This window comes from Cellulosilyticum lentocellum DSM 5427, from assembly GCF_000178835.2.
GTDB classification, from domain to species: Bacteria; Bacillota; Clostridia; order Lachnospirales; family Cellulosilyticaceae; genus Cellulosilyticum; species Cellulosilyticum lentocellum.
Window position 1 is genome coordinate 2733485 of sequence record NC_015275.1, and the last position, 18935, is coordinate 2752419.

16 protein-coding genes and 1 tRNA gene are annotated in these 18935 nt (G+C 35.6%); 2 read left to right on the forward strand and 15 right to left on the reverse strand.

All coding sequences use genetic code 11. The features are described from left to right. Positions 1-103: 103 nt before the first annotated feature. The 4 genes from CLOLE_RS12550 to CLOLE_RS12565 all read right to left on the reverse strand — a co-directional run bounded on the left by CLOLE_RS12550 (position 104) and on the right by CLOLE_RS12565 (position 4902). On the reverse strand, positions 104-2215 hold the full coding sequence (locus tag CLOLE_RS12550) for a copper amine oxidase N-terminal domain-containing protein (protein WP_013657496.1): 2112 nt from the start codon (positions 2213-2215) through the stop codon (positions 104-106). A gap of 81 nt (positions 2216-2296) precedes the next feature. Then, on the reverse strand, positions 2297-3652 hold the full coding sequence (locus CLOLE_RS12555; protein ID WP_013657497.1) for an MATE family efflux transporter: 1356 nt from the start codon (positions 3650-3652) through the stop codon (positions 2297-2299). A gap of 95 nt (positions 3653-3747) precedes the next feature. Beyond that, positions 3748-3820, reverse strand: a tRNA-Ala gene (locus tag CLOLE_RS12560). A gap of 155 nt (positions 3821-3975) precedes the next feature. Next, positions 3976-4902 (reverse strand): glycoside hydrolase family 113, encoded by a 927-nt coding sequence (locus CLOLE_RS12565; protein ID WP_013657498.1) that lies wholly within the window; start codon positions 4900-4902, stop codon positions 3976-3978. 105 nt (positions 4903-5007) lie between these two features. Here CLOLE_RS12565 and CLOLE_RS12570 point away from each other — a divergent pair, with 105 nt between their 5' ends. Further along, positions 5008-5877: an AraC family transcriptional regulator gene (locus CLOLE_RS12570; protein ID WP_013657499.1), complete on the forward strand. Its 870-nt coding sequence runs from the start codon at positions 5008-5010 to the stop codon at positions 5875-5877. Between the two features lie 43 nt (positions 5878-5920). Here CLOLE_RS12570 and CLOLE_RS12575 read toward each other — a convergent pair whose 3' ends face one another. The 9 genes from CLOLE_RS12575 to CLOLE_RS12615 form a co-directional block, all read right to left on the reverse strand. Then, positions 5921-6979, reverse strand: coding sequence for an HD-GYP domain-containing protein (locus tag CLOLE_RS12575; protein ID WP_013657500.1), 1059 nt, complete (start codon positions 6977-6979; stop codon positions 5921-5923). Positions 6980-7156: 177 nt separating this feature from the next. Next, positions 7157-7891, reverse strand: a complete 735-nt coding sequence (locus CLOLE_RS12580) for an ABC transporter permease (RefSeq protein WP_013657501.1) — start codon at positions 7889-7891, stop codon at positions 7157-7159. Beyond that, a complete protein-coding gene (locus CLOLE_RS12585) occupies positions 7891-8637 on the reverse strand; it encodes an ABC transporter ATP-binding protein (protein WP_013657502.1) in 747 nt (248 codons plus the stop codon). Before CLOLE_RS12585 ends, CLOLE_RS12580 begins: the two co-directional genes overlap by 1 nt. A 110-nt stretch (positions 8638-8747) precedes the next feature. Beyond that, on the reverse strand, positions 8748-9722 hold the full coding sequence (locus CLOLE_RS12590; RefSeq protein WP_242825745.1) for an ABC transporter substrate-binding protein: 975 nt from the start codon (positions 9720-9722) through the stop codon (positions 8748-8750). A gap of 42 nt (positions 9723-9764) precedes the next feature. Beyond that, entirely contained in the window at positions 9765-10343 is a 579-nt protein-coding gene (locus CLOLE_RS12595) for a UbiX family flavin prenyltransferase (protein ID WP_013657504.1), read from the reverse strand. Positions 10344-10373: 30 nt separating this feature from the next. After that, positions 10374-11249, reverse strand: coding sequence for a UbiA-like polyprenyltransferase (locus CLOLE_RS12600; RefSeq protein ID WP_013657505.1), 876 nt, complete (start codon positions 11247-11249; stop codon positions 10374-10376). Then, entirely contained in the window at positions 11233-13062 is a 1830-nt protein-coding gene (locus CLOLE_RS12605; RefSeq protein WP_013657506.1) for a menaquinone biosynthesis decarboxylase, read from the reverse strand. The genes CLOLE_RS12600 and CLOLE_RS12605 overlap by 17 nt, the downstream gene beginning before the upstream one ends. A 17-nt stretch (positions 13063-13079) precedes the next feature. Beyond that, positions 13080-14381 (reverse strand): aspartate aminotransferase family protein, encoded by a 1302-nt coding sequence (locus tag CLOLE_RS12610; protein WP_013657507.1) that lies wholly within the window; start codon positions 14379-14381, stop codon positions 13080-13082. A 12-nt stretch (positions 14382-14393) separates the two neighbouring features. Beyond that, entirely contained in the window at positions 14394-16310 is a 1917-nt protein-coding gene (locus CLOLE_RS12615; RefSeq protein WP_013657508.1) for a peptidase U32 family protein, read from the reverse strand. Between the two features lie 270 nt (positions 16311-16580). Between CLOLE_RS12615 and CLOLE_RS12620 the strand changes: the two genes are divergently transcribed. After that, positions 16581-17201, forward strand: coding sequence for a CBS domain-containing protein (locus CLOLE_RS12620; protein ID WP_013657509.1), 621 nt, complete (start codon positions 16581-16583; stop codon positions 17199-17201). A 97-nt stretch (positions 17202-17298) separates the two neighbouring features. Here CLOLE_RS12620 and CLOLE_RS12625 read toward each other — a convergent pair whose 3' ends face one another. Continuing rightward, positions 17299-18273 (reverse strand): P1 family peptidase, encoded by a 975-nt coding sequence (locus tag CLOLE_RS12625; protein WP_013657510.1) that lies wholly within the window; start codon positions 18271-18273, stop codon positions 17299-17301. A 15-nt stretch (positions 18274-18288) separates the two neighbouring features. Further along, positions 18289-18864: an ECF transporter S component gene (locus tag CLOLE_RS12630; RefSeq protein ID WP_013657511.1), complete on the reverse strand. Its 576-nt coding sequence runs from the start codon at positions 18862-18864 to the stop codon at positions 18289-18291. Positions 18865-18935: the final 71 nt, after the last annotated feature.

The following is an 18935-nucleotide window of genomic DNA, read 5'->3' on the forward strand; positions in this document are numbered from 1 at the left end:
TATATTATCAGGATACCATGTCATACAATCTTATTTATATTCAACTAAAAATTATGATATTGCTACTTTTTATTTTATACCTTTGTTTAAAATAAAAAAAGACTTAATCATAAATATAAAAAATAACGGATTTTGTACTACTTTCCCACACTGTTTGTATAGCTGAAGCCCGTGTAATCTCTGCAACGGGTACAAAAGTACGTCCATTTTTAGCTTCTGGAGGGGCTGACATGGTATAAGTCTTACCATCTATTTTCATTATTTTGCTTCCTAGCTGTAATGTAATGGTTTGGTTAGCTTTAATAGTTACTGTTTTAGTAGTAGGATGCCATAAAATGCACTCTCCTCCAATACCTATCGCATCCGCTACATACTTGATAGGTAGCATAGTTCTACCATTAGAGATATAGGGTGTGGCATCCATAGATTTATTAGTACTTCCTATTGTATAATGACTCTTACCAATAGTAAATTTTATAGGTGTTACCATGACTGGCGGTGGTGTAGGTATAACTTCATTTTCCTCTGCTACTTTAAGAAAATCTCCTTGCCAAATAGCATCTAGGCTTTGCTCTGTGGCTAATTCAGAAAAACCAGTTCCCCCTATTTGTAACTTATAATTTCCTGAAGCAATGGTTTGGTCTGCTGTTAAGGTAAAGTGACTTATTGTAATAATAGAAGCCTCATTGGATCGTCTAACAATAGGTATCTCTAGTCTATTAGATTGCCATACCGGCGTTCCTAAACGTATATCTCCTTCTGTTACCGTGATTTGTGGTAGCTTTGTAAATTTCATCCCACTTTCTTCAAACTGTAATATAATAGTTTTACCTTGAGCTATTTCTCCCGGCGCTAATTCTCGGATTTCAATTTTACCACCCACTTGATCTTTAAAGCCTATACGAACCTCAAAAGGTTCTACTTCTACCTGAAAAGGTGTGTCAACTGCTAATACCTTGGCTGTTAGTGTTTTTATAAGCGATCTTCCTTCTACTACAAGTTCGATATTTCCTTGTGTGCCATGAGGTATCATTAATGTCACCTGGAAATCATAACGACTCGCTTCCTTTGGTAATTGCTGTACTTTAAAACCTATAACTAGGTTTCCTTTTTTTATAGGTTCGCATACCATTACCTCTCCATTCATAGTCACTTCTACCTTGCCTTGAGTATTCGTTTCTAAACTCACACCATTTCCAAACTCAAAATAAGTTACTCTCTCTTTCACCAAAGAATCTGCTACTTTTTCTACTAAAGCAAATTGAACTTCTTGCTTTGTTCCAGAGTATACCTTTTTACTCTTCACTTCTAAGTCAACTGTGTAATCCATTATCTCTAGTACTTCTACAGTAGCTTCTTGAATAAGGTCTCCTTTAGCTTTTACTGCTAGCTTTCCTTGAAAGTTATTATGATTTTCTTCTATAATCTTAATACCTGATAAAATGAAACCTCCTGTATATTTAGCCTGGCTTATATCGGGTAAAAGGATTTCTAGAGTCTGTCCGTCTATCTGCTTAATGGCATCAGCTCCACTATTAATCCCCTCGAAGCCCTTTATTCCTATAAGCTGAGGTGTACTCGTATTTATATCAAATGAAAAACCTTGATGAGTTAACTGAATTTCAATAACCCCTTGTTTCCCTTGATTCATTGCCTTTGAAAAGGCTTTAGAAAAAGGCTCTTCAATCCATAGATCTGCCATTTCACCTTCTTTTACTGCTGTTGGTATTTGATGAGTACTCACTTTTCCTCTATAATTCATAGCTGTTGCAACATGATATCTCCCTGATGTCACAGCTGTATTATTACTTATAATTTCCACAAAACTTATTTCATCCACCATTTGAAGGGCCATAGGAATTCGTATACTTGTTCCTCTTTCTAGCCTGGCTCCTTGAATCTTAATCTGCAACATACTACCTATCAATTTTGTTTCTAGCGATGCTTCTGATGCTGCACCTATTAACGTACTTATGTATGGCTCATCTAACCATTTAGCTCCTGAAAGTTGTAAATAAAATAAATCGCCTACTTCTAACTCATCTACTAAGTCAATAATCAATTCTGGCGCATCTTCTGCAGAAATAACTTCCTGCTCCATAACCGTTATGACCTTATTAATACGGTTCCAAGAAGCCCCACGAGAGAAATGAGGTACTAGACTTATAATCATTATAATAATCAAGCAATACGCTAATTTTTGTTTCTTGTTCATTAGACTACTCCTTTTAGCCCCTATATCTATCTCTTTTATTATAAAAATTAAAAAAGAGCCTTGCAACAAGGCTCTTTTAATTTACATTATTTTACTATTTTCTTTAAGGTTAACGTTTTCTTTAAACAAAGGATGTCTGACTAATTGAATAATTAGAGGGATTACCATTAATACCCACACAATAGGTTCAGCTACAATAATACCCATATAACCTAGAGAAGGTACTAGCAAAATAACAACAAGTACTTTTCCAATAAGTTCAATAAAACTTGAGAAAATAGGTGTTGTATGATCTCCTAACCCTTGAAGTGCATTTCGAAAAACTGCAATCATGGCAGTTACAAAATAAAGTAATGTATCTACTCGCAAGTAAAGAGTGGCTGTTTCTATCACCTCAACTTCTTTACTTGCTGTTACCATTTGAATCAGTAGAGGCGATAAAGTATAGCTGATGATAATAACCACCACACACCAGCCCCATGCTGCTAAAATAACCTGTTTTATACCTATTTTGATACGCTGGATTTCTCCTGCCCCTCTATTTTGCCCACAATAGGTTGCTATAGTCATGCCTAACACACTAAAAGGCAACATTAACATTTCTGTAATTTTACGGGCACCCGTATGAGCTACAATGATATTGGTACTGAAAGTATTAATAGCACTTTGCAGGGCTACGGTTCCAAGTGAAACTAAAGACTGCATCATCCCCATGGATAATCCCGATTTTAATAATAGTACTATACGTGATTTTTGAGGCCTAAAATCACTCCACCTTAAATGAAGCATTGGATAGCGTTTCACTATATAAATAAAACATAAGATAGCAGCTATACTCTGTGAAATAACCGTAGCATAAGCTGCTCCTGCCACGCCTTGATTCATAGGCCCTACTAACAAGTAGTCAAGCCCTATATTCATTAATGCAGATAACACAAGAAAATAAAGTGGTGTAATGGCATCGCCTATAGCACGAAGTACACTGGCACAAACATTATAAAGCATGGCAGCCATCATTCCTAATAAAATAACTCTTATGTAAAGAATACCTTGTAACATGAGTTCATCTTTCATATTAAGCAATCTTAAAATAGGTTCCAATAAACCTACACTAACTATGGTTAAAATAATAGCGGTGATCATCCCTAAACTTAATGTACCTGCTACGCTTTTTCTAAGTGCCTCAAAATCTCCTGCTCCAAAATCTCTTGCTACAATAATAGCAAATCCATTGGTTAGACCAATTAAAAAGCCAATGATTAAATTATTAAGTGTACTGGTCGCACCCACTGCCGCTAATGCTTGTTCTCCTAAAATCTCTCCTACAATTCTTATATCTACCAAACTATAAAAAAGCTGAACTAAATTACCAATAAAAATAGGAATAGCAAACTGTAAGATAAGCTTTCCTGGATTTCCTTTTGTTAAGTCTTTCATATCCTATTCTCCTATATGTATTTGATACGTCACACAATAAAAACACTCTATCTAGAAGTAACCCTCTAAATAGAGCCTGTAGATGTTATTATTAATGGAGATGAGGGGACTTGAACCCCTTACCTCTTGAATGCCATTCAAGCGCTCTCCCAGATGAGCTACACCCCCTTAATATTAGCTTTATTTTACCTTATTTTTATAGACTATTCAATCTTATTTTTCTATTTGTTTTTCAAGTCATTTTTCCTGTAATAAGTTGGACAGAAAGCATGATTTTATGCTTTCTGTCCTTATGTACAACTTTCTTTTATGTCTAGTACTTACTAACGACTATAGTATTTTTTTATAACCTGTTCAGCTGGTTTTCCATATAATGCATAGCCTTTGTCTTTTGCTGCTTCTTTTAAATCATATTGCTTCCATGGCCAATCCCACATAGCAAAACCAGATACCCAAGAGCGTTTTGAGCAAGCTTTAAACATAGCTTCATACCAAGCTGCTTGTTCTTCTAAAGCTACTTCTCCTGTTTTTCCCCAATCATTAGGGACTTCTGAAGAATGAGCCGTAGACATACAACCTGCTTCTGCAAAGAAAAATGGTTTTTGGAAATGCTCTACTACCTTTTCAATACGATCTAATTCCTTTTCCCAATCTTCAAGAGGGTAGTACCCACTAGAAGAAATAACATCTACTGCATCCCACCAAGTCACGTTATCTTCTTGATATTTATCTGTGTTATAGGATACAAGGCCATGATAAACCTGCTTAATGTCATCAATAAGCTTACGCCACTCGTCTGCTCTTCTCTCACTCATGACCATTTCACAGCCTGCAATCATCATCTCACAGCCTTCTTCTTGAGCAATACGTGCATAATGTACCTGAAAATCTGTATAAGACTTAAACCAATTATGCCATTTAGGTTCACAATGCACATCTTTATCAAAGAAATTAATGTGTGCTCTCCAAGTACCATTTTTACAATTGGCTGTAGGCTTTAAAGCCACTTTAAGACCCAATGATTTTGCAAAACGAATCATCTCTCTTAATTCTTCATCTGATACATTAGCCTTAGACTTAAAATCAATCACCTCTGACTGTGCTGTATCTTGAAGGCCATTAGGCACTAAAATAATAAAATTAGCACCTGTTCTTTCTTGTAAACTTTTTAAACTTTGTTTTGCCTTCTCATTTGCAAAACTCCCTTGAGCCGCAAAAGGTGCAAATGTTATACCTTTAATAAATTCCATCTTCTGTCTCCTTTTACCCTTTTCTCTTATTATAGATTTTATGATAAACAGACTATATAATAATCTCATATTAAAATTGTACAAATCTATTTTTAGGAGTCAAACATGCATTACTTATTTGAGTTCAATGATAAACGTTACACTTGGTATGAAGCTTTTTTATTTGATGCGGCTAAAGATGTCCTACCTATTCGCGCCCACTGGCATTACTTTATGGAAATGATTTTTATACTAGACGGTACTGCCCTCATTAATTGTGAGCAGCATACTTATGTATTAGAATCTGGTGACCTTATTTTATTCCACCCCAAAATGATTCATGCTATTTCTGCTACTACACCTTCGCCTTTAAAGTATGGTGTTTTAAAGTTCGATATTCACAAGCTTCAACCTTCCTCTACTTTTGGCCCAGATTTAGCTTCTATTTTTCAAGCTGCTAAAACAGATGTTCATACTTGTGTCTTCTTTTCTGCTGAACAGCTAAAAAGCTTTCCGATGAAGGAAATTTTTCTAACTTGCATTCATGAAACTCAGACTAAAGACTTTGGTTATGATTTACTTATTTATGCAAAGCTTACTTCCTTACTGATTGCCATTGCACGTTTTTGGCGCAAGAATGACTTTAATACAGACCTTGTCCTTACCAAAAACAATACCTATGACTCTATTGACACCATTACTGAATATATTGACGCTCACTCTAGTGAACCTTTAAAAGTGGAAGACCTAGCTAAACAATGTCATATGAGCTATTCTCATTTTGCTAAACAATTTAAAGTACTCTATGGACAATCTTGTAAAGAATACATAGCCTTTATTCGTGTTTGTAAAGCAGAGGACTTATTACGTTTCACTGATTTCGACTTAGCCTTTATTAGCCAAGAAACTGGCTTTTCTGATTGTAGCCACCTGATTAAGACTTTCAAAAAGTATAAAGGTGTTACGCCAAAACAATTTCGTATGAATGGCATATAAAATAAGCAGACTTCATTTTAAGTCTGCTTATTTTGTATAGATCTTATAAAATGGCTTCTATAGTAATCTGTTTATGGATAGATAAATTGATATACTCATTTCCTATTTGAATAATAGGATGTGATAAATCATTTTTATTAATCATTACAATGTTACCCTCTTGCCCATTACTTAATCTAACAGGTTTATTAATATAGGTTTCAGTTATACGCTCTAGAAATAAAAGTAAATATTTGGGATCATATTTTTCAAATCCTTCATCTATAAGTGCTTCTACAACTTTAAATGGACACATTCCTTTTCTATAAATACGATTAGCTGTCATTGCATCGTATACATCTATAATGGTTACAATCTTTGCAAAATCATCTATTTGTTCACCTTTTAATCCTTTAGGATATCCTGTCCCATCACATTTCTCATGATGCATACAGGCTGCTGCTTTAATACGTTCGTCAATAGCTTGCTTTTCTAATATCTTATAGCCTTTTACAGGATGCTCTTTAATCACATCAAATTCTTCTTTTGTAAGCCTTCCAGGTTTTGTAATTATTTCTTGTGGAATATCCACCTTACCAACATCATGTAATAGCCCGCATAAACTCAAAACTTGCATATCCTCTTCACTTAATCCTAACCATCTTCCCATAATATGACACATTAATGCCACATTGACACTATGTGTATAGGTTAAATCATCATAACTGCGCATACAATACATCATATCCAATAACTGGATATTATTATCTGCTTTTTTGAACAAGTTATCAACTTCTGCAACTAATGTTTGTACATCAAGCGCTTCGTCTGTATGAGCTACATGAGATAGTGTGCTTCTTAGATTTTCTGTAGTAGCTAACATCCCTTGATCGAATACTTTAAAGGCTTCAGTCTCTTTAATAGCTTCAGTCGAGGTTGCTATAGGCATCGCTGCTTTTTCTTCAATATCTATATACTCTACTAAATACTCTTTTAGTAATTGCTGAACCCTTGGTGTTATCGTAGTTTGTCTTGGAATAAGTAAAACACCATTATGTTTATAAATAGGTTTATCTATAACCATCCCCACCTGTATTTGTTCAATACCTATTCTTGTGCTCATATCGTCTCCCCAGTTTCATTTTTTCTTATAATTATTTAGTCACTTATGATTTTTTTTAATCTACCTCTTTATTAAAATACCATTTCTAATATGAACTTTTCAAGCTTTTAGGCATAAACGGTCATTTTTTAGCTTAATTGGTCGTTTTTAGCTAATCAATTATCAAAATACATCATTTTATTTTTTGCACCACCATTGTTCTAGCCCATCAATCATAATAAATAGCATAAATCCTAATAAACCTAATATTAAGATACCACCATACATAGCTAAATAATTCATTCGACTCCAACTATCTTGGATATAATAACCTAACCCATGCTGTGTTCCGTAGTTTTCAGCAAAAAATAAAACAGATAAAGTAGTCCCTACTGATAACCTAAGATGCGTTAAAATATCAGGAAGTACTGCTGGTAAAGTGACATGGTAAAACATTTGCCCTTTACTCGCTCCTAAACTCCTCATACTATGATAAAGGCCTGCATCAATCTGCTGAACACTCCCTCTTACTGCTACAATGACCTGAAAAACTGTAATCAGCACAATAAGCGTAATCTTTGAATGATCTCCTAAACCAAACAAAATCATTAGAATAGGGAGTAATGCAGTTTTAGGAATAGGATAAGTAAAATAGATTAACGGATTTAAAAGACGGTTAATAACAGGTGAAGTACCCATTAATAGCCCAATCATTACGCCTATTAACGTAGAAATCAATAGCCCCCAAAAAATTCTTTGAAGACTTGCCCCTATATGTCCTAGCATAGGCCCCCCTATAATTTTTGGTAAATAGCCATAGACTTTTGTCGGCACTGGTAAAGCTGGTGTTTTTAACCAAATGGCTCCTAAATACCATATAAGATTAAAGAATAAGAAACCTTGTAAAAATAATAAACCTTTCCTTTGCTTCATCAGCTTCTCCCCCTTTTAATTTGTTCTTTAATTTGATGATAAAGCACTTTAAATTCTTCTCTTTCTCTAAAATGTGCATCTGCAAAAAGAGGGTTTTCCCATATAGCATTTACTGTTCCATTTTGATACATGACAAGAATCTTATTTCCCATATAAAGTGCTTCTTCGATACTATGTGTGACGATTAAAGTCGTACAATGGTGCACTCTCCAAACCTTCAAAAAGATTTCTGCTGCCTCTTCTTTCATAATGGCATCTAAAGCTGAAAAAGGTTCATCCATTAATAATAATTCTGGTGAAAAAGCAAAAGCTCTAGCAAGGGCTACTCTTTGACGCTGTCCACCACTTAAAGCACTTGGATACCGTTTCGTTAACTGCTTAAGCTCTAAAGTCTCTAATACTTCTTCAAGATGCGCTTTTCTTTCTTCTGTCAGTTTCATCTTTTTAATGCGAAATGGTAAAGTACAATTTTCATATACTGTTTTCCAAGGTAAAAGACCATAACCTTGAGGAATATAACCAATGCGCTGCTTTTGATAATTAAAGCTTTCTCCCTTCATTAAAAGACTTCCTTCATAAGGTGTTATGCCTGCTAATGCTTTAATAAAAGTAGACTTTCCACATCCCGAAGGACCTATAATGGCAATAATCTCTCCTGGGTCTAGTGTTAAATCAATCGGTCCTAATGCCCTTTCAAAAATTTTATTGTTTTTATATTTCACTACTAAATCCCTTACCTCAATCATGTTGTATTCACCTCTCTTTAATTCTTTATTTTAACATGAGATTATCTCTAAACATCACACTAAAAGAGGCATTGCACTAACTAAGTACAACACCTCTTTACTAGTTGCTATTACTGAATAACACCAATGTCACTTACTGCATCTGCTGGTTCAAGCGTAATTGTTAAAAGTCCCTTGTCTTCACACCAATCAAATACATCTTCTACTTCCTCTAAAGGAGGTAATTGATTTTTTCTAAATACAGGTGCAATAATGTTACCTCTCATCTCTTCTGGATAACCAATGGTTGTAATAATCACTTCTTCATAAGCTTTTACATCTGTTGTATTAATGTAATCGACACCTTTGTTGTAGGCTGTATAAAAGGCTTTAATAGCATTTGGTTTTTCATCAATAACAGATTGCTTAAATGCTGTAACAGAAGGGTACATACCACTATCCACATCTACCTTTTCAATCATTTTACCACCATTTGCAATGGCTGTATCAGAAAAAGGACTTGGCATAATGGCAGCATCTATTTCTCCATTATTAAGCATTTCAAGTCTTGTTGGCATTGCTGGAATGGCTACTTTTTCTACTGCTGCTTCAGACACATCATATTTATCTAATAGTTGGTCTAATGTATATTCAATGACTGTGTTTTCTGAAATAGCCACTTTTTTACCCACTAAATCAGCTACTTGATTAATACCACTATTGGCACCTGCTACTAAGACAAACTCGCCATCTGTCATGCCAGTAATTTTCATATCAATCCCTGCATTTTGATAAATAGCAATGGCAATCTGATCACAAATGACCCCATCAATTTGGCCTGCTTGAAGCGCTGCATCACGATCTTTAGCAGCTTTAAAAAATTCTAACTTTACATCTACTCCTGCTTCCTCAAAATACCCCTTCTCCTCTGCCATAATAATGGGTAGCGCTGAAATCGAACTAATAAGTCCTAAAGAAAGACTTTCTTTTTCAGCTCCTGCTTCTGATGGTGATGGACTGGCTTCTGGAATGGGCGCTTTTGCATTACATCCTACCATGACTACACTTAATATGAAACATAATAATACACTTAATTTCTTTTTCATCTTCATTCTCTTTCCTTTCATCAAGTCGTTATCTATTGTGGGTTAATGATCTGTCCATTTTTGAAATAGCTGATGATGGATTCCTAAATGATCTAGCACTTTACCTACTACAAAATCTATAACTTCTTCTAAAGATTTGGGTTTGTGATAAAAACCTGGCATGGCAGGTAAAATACTCACATCCATCTTAGCTAGCTTCAACATATTTTCTAAATGAATAGCATTTAAAGGGGTTTCTCTTGGTACTAAAATAAGTGGTCTTTTTTCCTTAAGTGCTACATCTGCCGCACGTACCAGGAGATTTTTAGATAGACCATAAGCTATCTCACCTAAAGTTCCCATAGAACAAGGCATTACAATCATGGCATCAAAGCCATAAGAACCACTAGCAATTCCTGCAAACAAATGATCGTTTTCTTCTAAAATAAGCTGATGGTACTGCTTTCTAAGCTTTTCCATATAAGACTTAAACTCTAAGTCTAGCTCATAAGCAAATACTTTTTCAGCTGTAGCAGTCGCAATCACATGAATCTCCAAATCTAACCTTAGTAGTTCTTCAATTAATCTTTTAGCATAAATACTACCACTAGCACCTGTTATACCTACCACAATTCTTTTCATATACGCTCCTTTATTATCAAATGAATGATCTTATAATACTGTAGCTAGTACGCCGCATATAAGAAATACAATGCTAATAACTTGATTAATCTGGTAAGAGGCAATTTTAACATTCGTAAGATTATCTGGTGATACCAGCTTGTGTTCAATGATAAATAAAATACCAATAACAAGCATCCCTATTTCATAAATAACATTTAATTGCTTACTCATTAGTCCTATTGCCACTAGTATAACCCAAGCCAAAGCATGAAATACTCTGGCAATCATTAAAGCTTTTCTCACACCAAATCGTGCTGGAATAGAATGAATACCATGAGCTTTATCAAACTCATAATCTTGCGCACCATAAATAACGTCAAAACCAGCTACCCATAAAGTATTAGCAGCCCCCATCAGTAGAGGTAGTAAACTGATTTTTCCAGTCACTGCAAGCCATGCTCCTACAGGTGCTGCTGCAGAAGTAATACCTAATACTAGATGGCAAGCCCATGTAAAACGTTTGGTATATGAATAAATAGTCATTAAGAAAATGGCTAGTGGTGATAGGATGAAACATAAAGTATTCAGCTGTAATGCACCTAATACCATCACCACAAAACAAATCATCGTAAAAATAATAACTTCCTTTTTATTCATAAGTCCACTAGGGATTTGTCTATTAGCTGTTCTAGCATTTTTAGCATCTATTTCTGCATCAATGACTCTATTAATGGCATTAGCACCTGTTCTAGCCCCCATAAAAGCTACCAAAATCCAAAACATAGTATCAAGCGAAGGCAAGCCTTCTGCAGCTAATAACATGGCAATAAGTGCAAAAGATAATGAAAAAATAGTATGTGAAAACATCACTAATGTGGCATAATCATTGACTTTATTCTTTATTTTTTTAATGATTTTTATCAATTTTATAGGCCTCCCAATTATTTGTTACATATGTTTTAACGGCCTCACTCATAACAATATCATCTGGCCAGATACGTTCATGTCCTTCTGAAGGTAGTTTTTTAGTCGCATCAATTACCACTCTTACATCATCTATAGCTATTTCTTGTACCGTTATATCTCGTTTGGCATCAATATTATTAAAGAGTTTCCAACATACAATGGATACTTTGTCTACTGGAATATCCGCATCTACTAAAATGAGAACCTTAGATTCTACCTTTGGCGCTTTTAAAAAGGCTTCTGTCAGGCCTTTAGCTGCGCTGCCATCAGTTTTATGAATAGCTACTACAGTATACCCTTTTAAAATACCATTTGTTAAAACCGCTCCTTCTTGAATCACCTCTTTAAAATCAGTTAGGTCAAATGGGACGCATGCTTCAACTGGCTCTTTTTCATGCCATAAACTCATATCTCCTTCAGATGGCCATTTACGAGTAGCATCAACACCTAAACGATAGCCGTAATGCGACATTGGCGATGCATGATCCAGTGCATCTAGTGGCCCTGGTGAAAAGATCATATCTAGCTTTGGCCTTGTATTCTTAAGAATACAACTTGCTACGGCTTCATAGTCACTTGGTTTGATATCCTCATCTACTACAATGACCATTTTGGTATACATCATTTGTCCCATTCCCCATGCGGTATTCATCACTTTTTTAGCATGTGCTGGAAAACGTTTTTTAATAGACATAATGACACAGCCATGAAAAACACCTTCTAACGGAAAATCCATGTCCACTACTTCTGGACTGATCATACGAAGCAATGGTAAAAACAAACGCTCTGTTGCTTTTCCTATATAGCAATCTTCCATAGGTGGTTGCCCTACAATAGTCGCTGGATAAACGGGGTTTTTCTTATGGGTAATACAAGTCACATGAAAAACTGGATAATCATCTTCTAAGGAATAATAACCCGTATGATCACCAAATGGTCCTTCTCTTCTTGGCTGTTCATTAACGTCTACATAACCTTCAATGACAAACTCAGCTTCAGCTGGCACAGAAATATCACTGGTAATGGATTTTACCATTTTAACTGGCATTTTTCTAAGATACCCTGCAAACATCATCTCATCTATCATTTTAGGCAGAGGTGCTGTTGCTGCATAAATAATGGCTGGGTCACCTCCCAAAACCACTGATACCGGCATCTTACCTCCACGCTTTTTATAGCTTTCATAAATTTCACGACCATCTTTATGCCAATGCCAGTGCATCCCTGTGGTGTTCTTATCAAACACTTGCATACGATACATGCCCATATTTTGCACACCTGTTTCTGGGTCTTTTGTAATGACCAATGGCAAGGTAAAAAAGGGGCCGCCATCTTGAGGCCAACAATGAAGCACTGGCAATTTTGTTAAATCCGGCTTGGTTTCAATCACTTCTTGACAGCTTCCTTTGGTAGGGAGCTTAATTGGAAAAACAGAAGCCAGCCGGCTTAAACGTGGTGCTGATTTAGCTAAGTTCATAATGCCCATGTAATTGGTCATATCCAGAAATCTTGCTAAATCTTCTTCTAAAGTCTTAAAGTTTTTAGCACTTAACGCCATACTCATACGCTCATAAGTTCCCATGGCATTAATAAGTACAGGGTAAGGAGAGCCTTTTACTTTTTCAAATAGTAAAGCAGGCCCATAAGCCTTAGAAACACGGTCCGTAATCTCCGTAATTTCCAAATAAGAATCTACTTCTTTTTTAACTCTTACAAGTTGTCCTTCTTCCTCTAGCTTTTTAATAAAGCTTTGTAAATTTTTATAACTCATTATTTGTCCCCACTTCTCTAGTCGTTGTATAAAGCGGCTTTATTTATTGCTATTCCAGCTAAAATGCTATCTAATGCATCTAATAAATCCTTGACATTCTCTGGCGTAATCACTAATGGTGGCTGAAAGGCTAAGACATTTCTTTCTAAGCCATTTTTACCTAAAATGATGCCACATTCTTTTAAAGCTTCTAATATATCATCTACCAGTTCTGGTGCTGCCATTCCATTTAAGTGACGTACTTCTACGCCTACCATAAGTCCCATACCTCTTACATCTGCTAAAATAGGATACTTTTCTTGAAGTAGTTTTAGTCCCTGCATCAATTGTTTTCCTAAGGTTTCTGCACGCTGACATAAGTCATATTTTTCAATATAATCTAGCACTGCTAAAGCCGTGGTACTACAAACTGGATTACCTCCTAAAGTAGAAGCGGATGGTTTATTAAAGGCCATAGCAATCTTTTCATTGGTGCAAGCTGCTGATATAGGCATACCATTACCTAGTGCTTTAGCTACTGTTAAAATATCTGGTACCACCTCATAATGTGAGATAGCAAAAAGCTTTCCTGTACGTGCAAAGCCAGTTTGCACTTCATCTATAATAAGTAAAATATCATTGGCTTCTAAAAGTGCTTTAAGTGCCTTAAAATAGTGAGGTGGTGGTGTAATAATCCCACCATTACCTTGAATAGGTTCCATAATAAGTGCTGCAATATTATCTTTGCCTCTCATCTCAATGATTCTTCTAATACTTTCTAAAGACTTCTTAGCTGCTGTTTCTATGTCTTCACCATAAATAAATGTATTTTCTGCAAAATGAACGGCATCAGATAAATAAGGATCACTTCGCCACATAGGTATCGCCGTAGTACTCATAGTTAAATGTGTTCGCCCATGGAGACCATTTTTTATAGCAATAAACTCTTTTTTCCCTGTATAAAGTCTAGCCATTAATAAAGCTGTTTCGTTAGCTTCAGAACCTGTGCAGCAGAAAAAAGAACGACATATATCACCTGGTAAAAGTCCACTTAAGCGTCTTGCTAATTCTCCCATTTGCTCTGTTAAATAAATAATACTAGTGTGCTGTAATGTACGCATTTGAGCAATAGCTGGCTCAATAATTTCCGGATTACAATGACCACAGTTCATTACCGAAACACCTGAAAAAAAGTCTAAATACTTTTTGCCCGTATCATCATATAAATACTGCATCTCACCTTTTACGATTACTGGTGGCTCTTTGTAAAAATGATTCCAGCTAGGTGGACACAAATAATTTTGTTTATTTTCAATCACTTGCTCCTTTAATGAATCCATTTTATTTTCCTCCTAGTCAAATTGCAATGCACCTAATGTATAGCCCTTTTCTCCTCTTATAAACTGCGGCATTTCCTCTTTTTGAACAATTGCTTTTTGTGCGGCTTGATAAAGCCTAATGATGTGTTCTAACTCCTCACAGTTATAACTAGCACCTTCTATACGAAAATACGTAGCTCCTGCTTTATAAAGCGCCTCTATAAAGGGTAGGTAAGCTAATTCTTTGGTTAATAACATATGATTTCTACCTTTACAATCACGATAAATAGGATGTTCGTACCCCTTATCATCTATTAGGTATAAAATGCCTTCTTTATAATGAGTTTCATCTAATTCAGCTCCTGCTAAAGCTTTTGTATTATCATATAAATCATGTTCCATATACATCACAGCCGGTCTACCATGAACAATGACTTCTACTGGCATGCTGCTTGCCGCTAAAAAGTCTCTTGTATTATAGAGGGGTGATTCAATAGATAAGGTTATACGCTCTAAGCCTTGATGCTGGTAAAATTTAGCCATCTCTGCATTATATACATTTAATGAGAAATCCCCTATTAGCTCAAGTCCTAAATGTTTATACTCACCAATAGCACCAAGCTCCGTTATTAAAAGGCCATCTAAGCCCAAGTCTTGACTTAAATAATGATGATACACTTTAAAATCTTCTTCGTACATCATACGTGGTAAAGCCAAATAAATTTTACTACCTGCTTTACGTGTCGTAAGGTCCTTTATTTGTGCTACTGAAAAAGGTTTACTTGGCTCATACGTATCTCCTGATAAGTAAATATGTTCTACACCTAAGCTCAGTGCTAATACTGCACTCTCATAATCATTAACGCGAATCGTCAGTTCAGGTCCTTTAGTTATTACTTGGTTTCCTGTTAAAACTTCTCTAATAACCTGCAAACGTTCTTCTTTCATTTCGATTTCTTCTACTGGCTGGCTAAACACTTTACCTGTGCTGTAGAATTTACCAGTTCCTTCATAACGCCTATTAATATTTTGAAGTCCTGGCTTACCAAAAGCATAAGCTGTTGATAAATCTCTATTACGATTTGCTTTTAGCAGTGCTAAATCCTGTTCTCGGTTGTAATCAATGGGGTCTTGTATATAACGATCTATGGCTTCACTATAAGCCTTAATAATGGTTGCTAAGTAATCCATACTACGCATACGTCCCTCTATTTTAAAGGAAACAACGCCTGCATCAATTAATTCAGGAATATGGCTATACATGGCCATATCTTTTACCGCTAAAGGATAAGTTGTATCATAAAGCTTGTTGTCTTTTATGGCTTTGTACCCCCAACGACAAGGCTTCATGCAACGTCCTCTGTTACTACTTTGTCCAAAAACCATCCCTGAATAAGTACATTGTGCCCCATGGGCAATACACATGTCACCATGAACAAAATATTCAAATTCCATATCTGTTTGAACATGTAGGGCCTTAATTTGAGCTAGAGACATTTCTCTAGACGCTACTATTCTCGTTACACCTAGATTTCTTAGGGTTTTAATCATAGGTAAATTGTGAACATTCATCATAACTGATGCATGAATAGTTAAATCAAGCTTCATCTCTTTTATTTTCTCTATTAAGCAAACATCTTGCACAATAAGTGCATCTGGTCCCACTTCGTTTAGAAAGACCAAATAATCTTCTATATGCTTAAGATCCTCATGACTTAATAAATTGTTAACTGTAATATAGACCTTCTTATTTAAAGCATGGGCCATTTCCACGGCCTGTCTTATTTCTTCCTGTGTAAAATTAAAATCTTTACGATGCATACGCATATTAAAGTTCTTGCCACCAAAATAAACGGCATCTGCACCGGTTTGAATGACTTCCTTAAAAATTTCAAAGTTTCCTGCTGGTGCTAGGAGCTCTACCTCTTGACCATTAAAAAACCTACTCATCTTACCGCCTCTTTCTTAGCATTTTTCGTCTCAGATTTTTGACCTAAGTCAACTCATTATGCTATGTTTGCATCTAACTGTCAATATTTATTCCCTTATCCTTTATTTTAAATATTTATCTTGACTTTTATTTATTTTACTAGATAAAAATCAAGATAAATATTTATTTTACTTTTTTAAGTTGTTTCACTTCAAACAGAAATTTATCTATAAATTTTATTGGCATTTATCTTTAAACAATAGTATAATAAACATAAAGAGGTGATAATTATGTTAATTAAGAATATCATGATTCCTGTAAGTGATTTAACCACTTTGAGGATGACACATACCGCTAAAGAAGCACTAGAAGTCATTGATTCAAAAGCCCTTCTTTCTTTACCTGTGGTGGATGGTAAACAGTTTGTAGGTATTATTTCTAAACGTTATATCCTAGAAGAATATTTTAATAGTGAAGAAGATAAGGCCACTTTTTTAAAACGTCCTATATCTGATTTTATGAAAACTAAAATTCAATGCTTATCCTCTGAAGATTTAGTAGAAGAACCTATTAAACTTCTTTGCAATCGCAATATTCAATTCATCCCCGTTGTAGATGAAGCTGGTCATTTTGCCGGTATTGTGACACATAAAGCTGTTTTTGCTACTTTTAAAAATGCTTTGGGTATAGGTTATACCAGATTAGCTATTACCACCCCTGATGTTAAAGGCCGTTTAGCCAAGCTTACCGAACTTATTGCTAGAGAAAAAGGGAATATCATCAGTATTGTTCAACTCGATCCTGAAGTCATGCATTTAAAAGAACTTATTATTCGAGTTGAAGCTGAAAATGTGCAAAAACTAGTTAAAGTGTTAAATGAAAATGGATTTACAGTAAGACGTGTTGACTAATGCATTATCCAATCAAAAGAGTTCCCCATCAGGATTTTACTTTGTCCTTATTGAGGGAGCTCTTTTGATTATTTCATATTCATTTCCACAAAAACATCTATTTTGAGTTAATCATAAAATCGGCGGCTACTTTTAAACCGTAAGCTGGTTCAGCCATTAAAACGGCTCTATTAATAGCTTTCGCCATTACTTTGGCTGCTAATGTGCCTACTACATTTATATCTGCGGCTACTTCACCTACTGACATTGCATAAACACTATCACCATCGGCTGTAGTATGCACTGGACAAATGGTTTTTGCTAATCCATTTTGAGCCATAGCTGCAATCTTAGTCATTTGCACCTTATTAAAGGCTCCATTCGTTATAATGACTCCTAAAGTCGTATTCCCTGTGAATAAGTTTTTCTGCTGGGTAGCTTCTTTATAAAGCATTTCTTCTGTATTTAAAAAGGCGGTTTGCTCTTCATTTAATAAACCTGCTAAAATAGCCCCGGATACTTCATCCTTCACATCGCCCAAGGCATTCACAGCCACCAAAGCACCTACTTTTAAATCTCCTAGCTCCACGGCATACATGCCTATACCAGATTTCATCATACCAGAAACCCCTTTATATTTACCTACTGTAGCACCAGTTCCCGCACCTACATTACCTTCTCTAGGCTCATTTAACTCGGCTGCAAGACATGCAGCATAGCCCATTTCTACATCAGGTCTTGCTTGAGTATCACCTACTTGAAGATCAAATAAGCAGGAAGTACTTACTAAAGGTACCTTAGTTACACCTACATCAAAACCAATCCCTCTGTCTTCTAAGTAGCTCATCACGCCACCTGCAGCATCTAAGCCAAAAGCACTACCACCACTTAAAAGCACTGCATGAATTTTATCACAAGCTGCTAAAGGATTAAGAAGCTGGGTTTCTCTTGAAGCAGGTCCTCCTCCGCGTATATCTATACCTGTTGGAGCACCTTGCTCACAAATAATGACAGTGCAACCAGTAGCAGCTACTTGATTATCTGCATGACCTATTTTAATATTTTCTATTTCCGTTAATTCAATAACTTTCATCATTCACACCCTACTTTATATCACATGATTTTTCTTAAGTGGCACACAAACACCTGTAGCCAATACCCCAGCTGCCACCATTTCTAATACACCATTAACCCCAATAATATACATAAAAATCTCCTGTACTGGTATGGCTTTAAAAAATAAACTTAAGCATCCTAATACAAGAATGGTATGTACAGCTGTTGAAATGCATGCACTAATAGTGAAGTTAATAGCCTGCTTCTTCAAAACCTTAAATAACAGCTTATTTAAAATAGCTGGCGATATACCTAAAATCACTCGAGGTCCAATACACATAACAAGGGAAGCTAGTGGCATTCCACTTGCAAAAGGTGAAAAAACTAGATCTGCTGGATTAGGCGAAGTAGCTGCTTTAAGCATACTCACTAAGCCAAAAACTAAACCTAAAACACCACCATAGGTTGCTCCTAACATAAGCGAACCAATAATAACAGGAATATGCATTAAAGTGATGGATATTGGGGGAATGGATATAAATCCAAGAGGGGTGCATCCAAGTACCACCAATAGGGCTGCTAGTAATGCCAGCCTTGTAAATTGTGTAGTCTTTTTTGTTGTATTCATTTTTTTCTCCTTACTGCCGCTTATAAATAATGCAGCGTATCATAAATTTATATAACTGCTCAACGCAGAAA